Genomic DNA, 9,075 nt, shown 5'->3' with positions numbered 1-9,075 from the left:
CAATTCATGATTTTATTCTTTTCTTTAATCATGAAAGAATTACATTAAAAATGGCTGATTCTGTATAACAACAAAACCAACCATTAATTTTAATTATTTAATTGTCTACTAGACTGGGTGCAGTTCAGCAATATCATTTTCTGACTTTTTTCTTTATTCATAGTAAAAACACTTAATGCTAGCCTACGATTTAAATTTAGGTAGAAAAATAAAATACCAAGAAATACAACAAAAAATATGGCTATTACTATTGTTTTTTCCAATCTAACATTAAATAAAGGCATATACTTTCTAAAAGTCACACTAAATAAAACTGAACTACCTAATGCTGGCCAAAATGCATTGTTTTTAGCAGGTTTGAAAGTATTTAAACTTTCTAATTCTTCTTGACTGATCTTGATGTATCTTTTTGGTGTCAACCAATTAAGCAGTGGAATGAATAAAACTAACCAATTATTTATTATATTCACCATCAAATATTCATCATTATATTTAATAATTCTATATTTGGGATTTTTGTATATAGCTATTACCTCGCAAAGCAATGTCTCCACATCCCTTTAATTTTATGTGTAATACATTTTTCGATACTTCAAAAGACATTAAAATATTATCAACTTACTATCATTAAAAATTTTATTCATTGTTATTTGCATATCTTTAATCTGAATTTATTACTACCATTTAATTTTTAAGTATGACATGAATGTTTTTATCTATAATTAAAGCTATATTCACTAGAAAAAAACCCATTATTGCTGTAATCCAAGCAAAATATACTATTATGTTTTGATAACTCATTGATAATAGAGCATATGAGAAAATCAATGTCCAAAAAATTAAAAAAACATATCCGAACAATGTGAAACAAAAATTTTTTAGTGTTGGTATTAAGATGATTTTCGACCTTTTATTTTTAGTATTATAAATATTTAAAGATGATTTTTTAATTAGGCGTACATAAAATATTAAAATCCCTATAAATGTGATACAACATATGGCAATAACTAATTTTTTATCAAGTTGAGTGTCAAGTAAATGCGTATACTTTCTTAATGTAACTGCGAATAAAGTAGAGATACCTGCAACTGGCCAAAAAACATTCTTTTTAGCAGGTTTAACAATATTTAAATTTTCAAACTCTTCTCTACTAATTTTGACGTATCTTTTGGGGATGAACCAATTAATAAAAGGAAAAAATAAACTAATCCAAGTGCTTATTATATCGACCATTAAGTATTCCCCATTATATTTAATAATTCGATATTTTGGGTTTTTATTGATAATTTTAGATTCGCATAGCACTTTTTACCAGCTCCATTTCATAGGATTTATATGATTAGATATACTTTTTGTAGCTTCACCAACAGCTTTTTCTACACTATCAACAGCCTTTTCTGTAGATTTTTTTACAACATCGATACCGTCATCTATTTTATGTCCTACCCAGTCTGTTTCATCTTTTAATCCCCACAAATTATTTTCATATGCCCAATCAGCCGCTATTGCAAAACCTGTTGCTGCAGCAAAACCTCCTAAAACCGCCCATCCTACTGGATTACTTGCCAGCATAGTTATACCTACAGACACAATAGTCCCCATTGCAGATCCAGCTGCAAGCGTCATACCATTATGCGACAACGCCTCACCAACTGTTTTATCATCGTTTGCCATATCATCATACATACCTATAGCAAAACCTACACCTGCAACACCTTTACCTAGATATTTTCCGCCTTTAGCAAATTTACTACCATTTTCTATAAACACATTACCTGATGTACGTTTGACTTCCACAAATGAATTTGGACCGGCTGGGCCTTTCACTCCACCTGCTGTATTGATAAATACACCGAATTTACTTGCATTTATACCGCCTTGCTCTAAAAGTGTTGACGTGATATCTAATCCTATATCTCGTTTAATACTATCTTTATTGTCATTTATATATTTCATTATACTTTTCGGGATATCGTCTTCTGGATGTTCTTTGGCATATGCCTTTATAACAGCAAAGTCTGCTTTATTTAAAGTTTCTTTCTCTGCTTTATGTTCAATTTTCCCCATGGCAACTTCCAAATATTTTTCATGGCTTGCTTTGGCCCAATCAAGTTCTTTACCTGAAGGAATATTAAATTGATTTGTTGAAAAGTTCCAAAAATTCTGCGCTTGGGTAAGTCCTTGTTGGACAATTTTTTGAAATTCTTCAACTTCTTTAAATATTTCTGGTGATTTTTGATTAAACTCACGCAATTTGCGTAGCTTCTCTTCTAATTCATGTTTTTGTTGACCTAATGTTCGTATTATTTGTTGGTTCGATGAAATGGCTTGCTGATTATCGGAAGCATGCTTTTTCAAATTGTTATTCAAATTTTCATATCGCGTAATTTGTTGACTTAATGATCTGATATCTTCTTCAAGCTCTGATTCTTTTAAAGATATGCTATCAACCTCACTCGTATAACGTGACACAAAATTATCGCAAGCTTGCTTCGTTAAATCACTCAATGTTTTCATACTTGTTGATAATGGAATTAACACCGTACTAAAAAATTGCTTAGCTGACGTATACGCTTTACCTTTAAGCGCATCATCATTGATAAATTGAGTAATTGCTTTTTCCAACGCATCATAATTTGAATTCATTGTTTGACTCAAATTACCCACACTTGAAGCTTGGTTTCGAGATCTGTCTAAATACATGTCAATACTCATCGGCATGCTCCTTTTTCAAAAATATATGATTTTCAAACTATTTAAAATCAAATGCTTTTTACATCTACAAAATTGTAAAATTTTAAAACTCGGCGATGATTATTTCTTATGTAAAGGGGTCTAGATGCAGGTAAATTGAGATAACATGTCGCCTTTTTTCTTATTTTAGCATATGGATATAATGGTGTCTTTGTATATTCGCAATTAATCAATAAAAATTATCTTTCAATATTTTAATTTTATTGCGACAACATCCTTAACATTAAATATATTAATATCTCAAAATATATTCACTATTAAAATATGTCATCAGTTGTTAAAAGTATTTCCTCATCATGCGAAATATCAAAACGTCTCTAAAATACGAACAAGTTTACAAAATCACACAACATCATCATTCAAAATTTTATTGCCCTCATTTTCAATATTCATTTCATATCTATCAGTTCATACATAACTAAAATTTCAATTGTGCAATCTCGCCGTTAATGCAACAAATTTCAAACAATAAATCATCACTATAAACACTCCTAGTTCAACACTTTTCAAACATAAGTATTGACACATTGAGCAAAATGATTTTTAATTGTAACTAATACAGTTACAATTATGAGGTGAGAAACATTGAATTTAGAATTTAACATTGCCGTGCATGTATTAGCTTTTTTAACTAAGCATCATTCAGAAAAATTCAATAGTAGTTCATTAGCAGAATTAACTTGTTTAAATCCTGTTCAATTACGACGCGTGACGACTCAACTTGTCGATTTAAAAATGATTAACACAATACGGGGTAAAGATGGTGGATATTTAGCAAATGATCGTAGCGCTGATGTCTCTTTAGCAACATTATATAAACATTTTGTCTTAGAGAAAGAACATCACACACGACTATTTACTGGCGACGAAGGCAGTCACTGTCAAATTGCTCGTAATATTGCAACTACCATGTCACATTATCAACAAGACGAACAGAATATCATTATTAAATTTTATAAAGAAAAAACAATCAAAGATGTCATTGAAGACATTCAAAAGGAGGATTTATGTCATGAAAACATATGATTTAATTGTAATAGGATTTGGGAAAGCTGGTAAAACTTTAGCGAAATACGTTGCATCAACAGGTCAACACGTCGCAGTTATCGAACAATCTCCGAAAATGTATGGAGGCACTTGTATAAACGTAGGATGTATAGCTTCAAAGACGCTTGTACATGATGGATTAGAAGGCAAATCTTTTGAAGCAAGTTATAACCGTAAAAACGATGTTGTCAATGCGCTAAACAATAAAAATTACCACTTATTAGCAGACGATAACAACATTGATGTACTGGATTTTAAAGCGCAGTTTAAATCTAATACTGAAGTGAATTTATTAGATCAACATGGCGATATCGCCGATAGTATTACTGCACCTCATATCATTATTAATACCGGTGCTACCTCTATCATTCCTAACATAAAAGGCCTTGATCAAGCTAAACATGTCTTCGATTCAACAGGTTTATTAAACATTAACTATCAACCTAAGCACCTCGTTATTGTAGGTGGCGGTTATATCGCCTTAGAATTTGCTTCAATGTTTGCGAATTTAGGTAGTAAGGTTACAGTATTAGAACGTGGTGAATCATTTATGCCACGCGAAGATCAAGATGTCGTTGCACATGCTATTACTGACTTAGAAAATAAAGGCATTGCATTGCATACAAATGTTGAAACGACTGAATTGTCATCTGACGATCATCATACAACAGTCCATACTAACATTGGCAACTTTGAGGCTGATGCAGTACTTTTGGCAATCGGGCGCAAACCGAATACGGATTTAGCTTTAGAAAATACTGATATCGAATTAGGCGACAGAGGCGAAATTAAAGTCAATGCTCATCTTCAAACAACTGTGCCGCATATTTATGCTGCAGGTGATGTTAAAGGCGGACTTCAATTTACGTATATATCTTTAGATGATTATCGAATTATCAAATCAGCGTTATATGGTAATCAGTCACGTACGATTGACAATAGAGGCAGCGTGCCTTATACAGTATTTATAGATCCACCATTATCACGTGTTGGATTAACTAGTAAAGAAGCTGCCGCTCAACATTATGATTACACTGAACATCAACTTTTAGTAAGTGCTATACCTCGTCACAAAATTAACAATGATCCAAGAGGTTTATTTAAAGTAGTCATTAATAATGAAAATAATATGATTTTAGGTGCTACATTATATGGTAAGCAATCTGAAGAATTAATTAATATAATTAAACTTGCGATTGATCAAAATATTCCATATACCGTATTACGAGATAATATTTATACGCATCCTACGATGGCCGAATCATTTAATGATTTATTTAATTTCTAGACAAAACATAAAAACCTGGTGGCACGCATTGAATGATGCTGCCATCAGGTTTTATTGTTGTGCTTTTCGCTTTTCTAATTTTTCTTTAAGCTTTCTATCTTGTTCTTCTTTACGACGTTTACGTTCTTCATGTCGTTTTCTTAAACGCTCTTCTTCTTCAGGATCACGTGGTTTCTTTAATTGTTGAGAAACTTTTTCGATTAATTCTTCTTCAGTAAGCGCAGCCAGTGGGCGGTTATTAACAAAAGTGAATGTTTTTCGGCGTCCAGGTCCACAATAAGATTGACAACCTATCACGATTTCAGCATCGGGATCTAATTTTTCCAACTTCTTTTGTAACGTTCTAATATTGACTGCCTGACATTCATCACAAATAAGGAATGTATTTTTCATATTGCTACCCACCTTTCTTTATCATATCTATATCGTCGATTTCATTAATTTTTTCGTTAACTCTATCTATTTTACTCTTTTTAATATTTTTTTCAAGATACGTAACACGGCTGGCAATAAAAAATGGAGCATTTATCTTCTAATTAAATTAGATGATTGCTCCCCTACCAAATCATTTATTGCCCATGATAAATATTAAATTTTAATGGTTTAATACCATGTTTTGTCCATTCATCATAAATTTTTTCTTTATCTACATCTTTATTGATAATTGTAATACCACAGTCTCCACCACCAGCGCCTGATGTTTTAGATGCGCCGTGATACTTTTCAGCAATATCACACAAATATTTTAGCTTTTCAGTTTCTATATCAACTGTAGCTTCTTTATCCATACGTTGAATAATTGTACGATTCTGACGCACCATCTTTTGCACACCTTTAATGTTATTTGTTTTAAAAGCATGAATAAGTTTTTCAACACAACGATGTGAATCTTCTAAGAAGTCACCGTAAAATGAAGGATCTGATTTCAAACGTTTCACTTCGCTAACAAAGTGTGGTGATGACGCCGGTGAGCCAGTCCAACCGATAAGTACTTCCATATTTTCAGGTGCTTGTAATGGTTCGATGTGCAATCCAGGCCAGTTTTTGATTAAAACTTCTTCAACCGTAGTATCTTCAATTTGATGCTTGACCCATTCATGATCAAAAGTACTATACGCTAACCATCCACTATATACACTCACAGCAATATCTCCGCATGAACTTAAACTTTGTAACTTCATATTTGCAATCACTGCTAGTTTATAAATGTATAAATTAGATAACTTCATATCATAAAATTCATTTAATACTTTTATAACTGATACAAGTACTGCTGCACTTGAACCTAATCCATATTTATGACCATTTGAATCATCTAAATTACTATCAATAGTCAGATGAAAATGCTTCATCGCTATATCGCAACTTTTCGCGTATTGTTCAAATATTTCAATAGCTGTGACCACATAATTTAATTGTTTTGCTGCATGTGGATCTGAAATGACAATACTATCTTCATCTCTACTAAATGTAACTGGGTTATGATGTAATGCTTTTGAATGAATGGTACCTTTATATTGGTCTGCTTCTTCAATAGTAGCAGTTACAAAACGATCTAACGCAATAAGTACAGATTTATATCCTGGTTCTGTTACAGCATATTCTCCAGCAATATAAAGTTTTCCGGGTGCTTTGACCTGAATCATTTTATCTCTTCCTTACTCAATTATTTCAATTCCTGTGGCAATAATGTCACTATCAATAATTTGGTTATTATCAAACTGTGTTAATAATTTATCTATAATCTGTTGCTTGTTTTTCTTTTCTACAAGTATTTTCACATTAGGACCCGCATCCATCGTAAAATAGCACGGATACCCCGCTTCTCGGCATTCGTGAACGAGCGCCATTACATCATAACTTTCTTGCACAAGATATGTGAAAGGCGGTGTTGATCCTAGATTCGTGGCATGCATACGCAAACCATTTTCTTCAATTACTTCACCAAGGCGTTTAAAATCTTTGTCTTGAATCGCTGCTTTTGCTTCAGCTAAATCTTCATCAATATGATCTAACCAATATTGATAAAACCTTGATGTGTTTCGTGTCAATGACATACCATATCGACTAGGTACCTTTTTAGAATGTTGATTAATCACAACAAATATCATGGCAAGGTCATCTTCAAAATGATTCGATTCAAGTGGAACGGCATATGACGTCTCATCACTATACCCTTTTTCCCATTCTGCAAATCCACCATAAATACTACGTGACGCAGAACCCGAACCGATTCGCGCCAATCTCGACAAATCCTTATCTGACAGCTGCAAGTCTAGCGCTTGATTACAAGTTGCTGCTAAAGCTGCATATGCGCTTGCTGATGAAGCCAACCCTGCTGCTGTTGGTACAAAATTGTCGCTTTCAATTTCTGCATACCAATCGATGCCAGCTCTATTTCTGACAATATCCATATATTTTGAAATTTTCTCTAATTCTTTGCCACTAACCTTTTCACCATTCAACCAAAATTGATCCTGTGTTAACTGGTCGTTAAAAGTGACTTTCGTTTCAGTGTAAAATTTTTCTAATGTAACAGATATGCTATTATTCATTGGAATGATTAGTGCTTCATCTTTTTTACCCCAATATTTTATAAGTGCAATATTCGTATGTGCACGTGCTTTGCCACTTTTAATCAACGCATTAACCTCCTAAATTCTCAATCCATGTATGTGCTGCACCAGCTTTTTCTACAGCTTTTACAATATTTTTCGCTGTTGGTAAATCTTTGGCAAGCAATAACATACTTCCACCACGACCAGCACCAGTAAGTTTTCCAGCAATCGCACCATTTTCTTTACCAATTTTCATTAATTGTTCTATTTTATCATGACTAACTGTCAACGCCTTTAAATCCGCATGACATTCATTAAAAATATCCGCTAAGGCTTCAAAGTTATGATGTTCAATCACATCACTCGCACGTAAAACTAACTTACCGATATGTTTTACATGTGACATGTACTGAGGGTCCTCACAAAGTTTATGAACATCTTCTACTGCTTGTCTTGTTGAACCTTTCACACCAGTATCTATAACAACCATATAGCCGTCTAAACTTAACGTTTTCAACGTTTCAGCATGACCTTTTTGGAACCAAACTGGTTTGCCTGATACAATCGTTTGCGTATCAATACCACTTGGTTTACCATGTGCAATTTGCTCTGCCCAATTAGCCTTTTCAATTAGTTCTTCTTTCGTTAATGATTTCCCTAAAAAATCATAACTCGCACGAACAAAAGCAACCGCGACAGCTGCACTCGATCCTAATCCACGTGATGGTGGTAAATTCGTTTGGATCGTTACTGCTAGCGGCTCTGTAATATTATTTAATTCTACAAAACGGTTCACCAAAGACTTAAGATGGTCAGGCGCATCATATAACATACCATCGTAAACATCGCTTTTAATAGACGAATAGTTCCCGCTCTCTAAGGCTTCTATTAAAACTTTGATTTTACCTGCGTTAAACGGTACTGCAATAGCAGGCTCTCCAAATGTAACAGCATGTTCTCCTATTAAAATAATCTTACCTGTCGATTCCCCATATCCTTTTCTTGTCATGTCAATATCACCTTTTATATTTATCCTATACTTGATTCATTGTTTTTATTTATTAGTAAAAGACATCATATTCTAAGTTGCATACGCATTCGCGTTAAATTTCATTGCAGTCTTTATCTCACATTATTCATATTATGTATAATCTTTAATTTGAATTTATATTTGACTTAACTTGATTAGTATAAAACTAACTTTCGTTTACTTCAAAGTTTAAATCTTATCGAGTGATATTTCAGATTCTTTATCTTTTTATAAAATAGCCCTACAATTTATAATTTTCCACCCTAACTATAATACTACAAATAATAATTGGAATATATAGATTTACTACTAAAGTATTAGAACATTTCAATAGAAGGTTCGTTTCTTTCATAGTCATACGCATTATATATACCCTATTCTCAATCTATTTAATACGT

The 9,075-nt window shown here is 32.7% G+C and carries 9 protein-coding genes and 1 pseudogene; 2 read left to right on the top strand and 8 right to left on the bottom strand.

The window, feature by feature from the left end; all coding sequences use genetic code 11:
• Window positions 1-125: 125 nt before the first annotated feature.
• The 4 genes and pseudogenes from IDG45_RS13380 to IDG45_RS13365 form a co-directional block, all read right to left on the bottom strand.
• Window positions 126-545 (bottom strand): annotated as a pseudogene (locus IDG45_RS13380) (DUF443 family protein); the annotation flags it as partial.
• A 139-nt stretch (window positions 546-684) separates the two neighbouring features.
• Window positions 685-1,305 (bottom strand): DUF443 family protein, encoded by a 621-nt coding sequence (locus tag IDG45_RS13375; protein WP_000882101.1) that lies wholly within the window; start codon window positions 1,303-1,305, stop codon window positions 685-687.
• Window positions 1,306-1,308: 3 nt separating this feature from the next.
• Entirely contained in the window at window positions 1,309-2,715 is a 1,407-nt protein-coding gene (locus tag IDG45_RS13370; protein ID WP_000020798.1) for a T7SS effector LXG polymorphic toxin, read from the bottom strand.
• A gap of 465 nt (window positions 2,716-3,180) precedes the next feature.
• Window positions 3,181-3,282: a hypothetical protein gene (locus IDG45_RS13365; RefSeq protein ID WP_031927741.1), complete on the bottom strand. Its 102-nt coding sequence runs from the start codon at window positions 3,280-3,282 to the stop codon at window positions 3,181-3,183.
• Window positions 3,283-3,339: 57 nt separating this feature from the next.
• Between IDG45_RS13365 and hypR the strand changes: the two genes are divergently transcribed.
• The gene (gene hypR / locus IDG45_RS13360; protein ID WP_001047246.1) at window positions 3,340-3,780 is read left to right on the top strand and encodes a redox-sensitive transcriptional regulator HypR; all 441 of its coding nucleotides are present in this window, start codon (window positions 3,340-3,342) and stop codon (window positions 3,778-3,780) included.
• Window positions 3,767-5,089, top strand: a complete 1,323-nt coding sequence (merA, locus tag IDG45_RS13355) for a hypothiocyanous acid reductase MerA (protein ID WP_000860609.1) — start codon at window positions 3,767-3,769, stop codon at window positions 5,087-5,089. The genes hypR and merA overlap by 14 nt, the downstream gene beginning before the upstream one ends.
• A gap of 51 nt (window positions 5,090-5,140) precedes the next feature.
• Here merA and IDG45_RS13350 read toward each other — a convergent pair whose 3' ends face one another.
• The 4 genes from IDG45_RS13350 to mvk all read right to left on the bottom strand — a co-directional run bounded on the left by IDG45_RS13350 (window position 5,141) and on the right by mvk (window position 8,656).
• Window positions 5,141-5,482 carry a YuzB family protein gene (locus tag IDG45_RS13350; protein WP_000798967.1) on the bottom strand — a complete coding sequence of 114 codons (342 nt, stop codon included), beginning with the start codon at window positions 5,480-5,482 and terminating at the stop codon, window positions 5,141-5,143.
• A gap of 176 nt (window positions 5,483-5,658) precedes the next feature.
• Window positions 5,659-6,735: a phosphomevalonate kinase gene (locus IDG45_RS13345; protein WP_000616885.1), complete on the bottom strand. Its 1,077-nt coding sequence runs from the start codon at window positions 6,733-6,735 to the stop codon at window positions 5,659-5,661.
• 12 nt (window positions 6,736-6,747) lie between these two features.
• Entirely contained in the window at window positions 6,748-7,731 is a 984-nt protein-coding gene (mvaD, locus tag IDG45_RS13340) for a diphosphomevalonate decarboxylase (RefSeq protein ID WP_000597338.1), read from the bottom strand.
• Between the two features lie 4 nt (window positions 7,732-7,735).
• Window positions 7,736-8,656, bottom strand: coding sequence for a mevalonate kinase (gene mvk / locus IDG45_RS13335; RefSeq protein WP_000197034.1), 921 nt, complete (start codon window positions 8,654-8,656; stop codon window positions 7,736-7,738).
• Window positions 8,657-9,075: the final 419 nt, after the last annotated feature.

Origin of the sequence: Staphylococcus sp. EG-SA-10 (assembly GCF_017151945.1) — a bacterium.
GTDB classification, from domain to species: Bacteria; Bacillota; Bacilli; order Staphylococcales; family Staphylococcaceae; genus Staphylococcus; species Staphylococcus aureus.
This window is presented reverse-complemented; position numbering and strand designations above follow the sequence as displayed.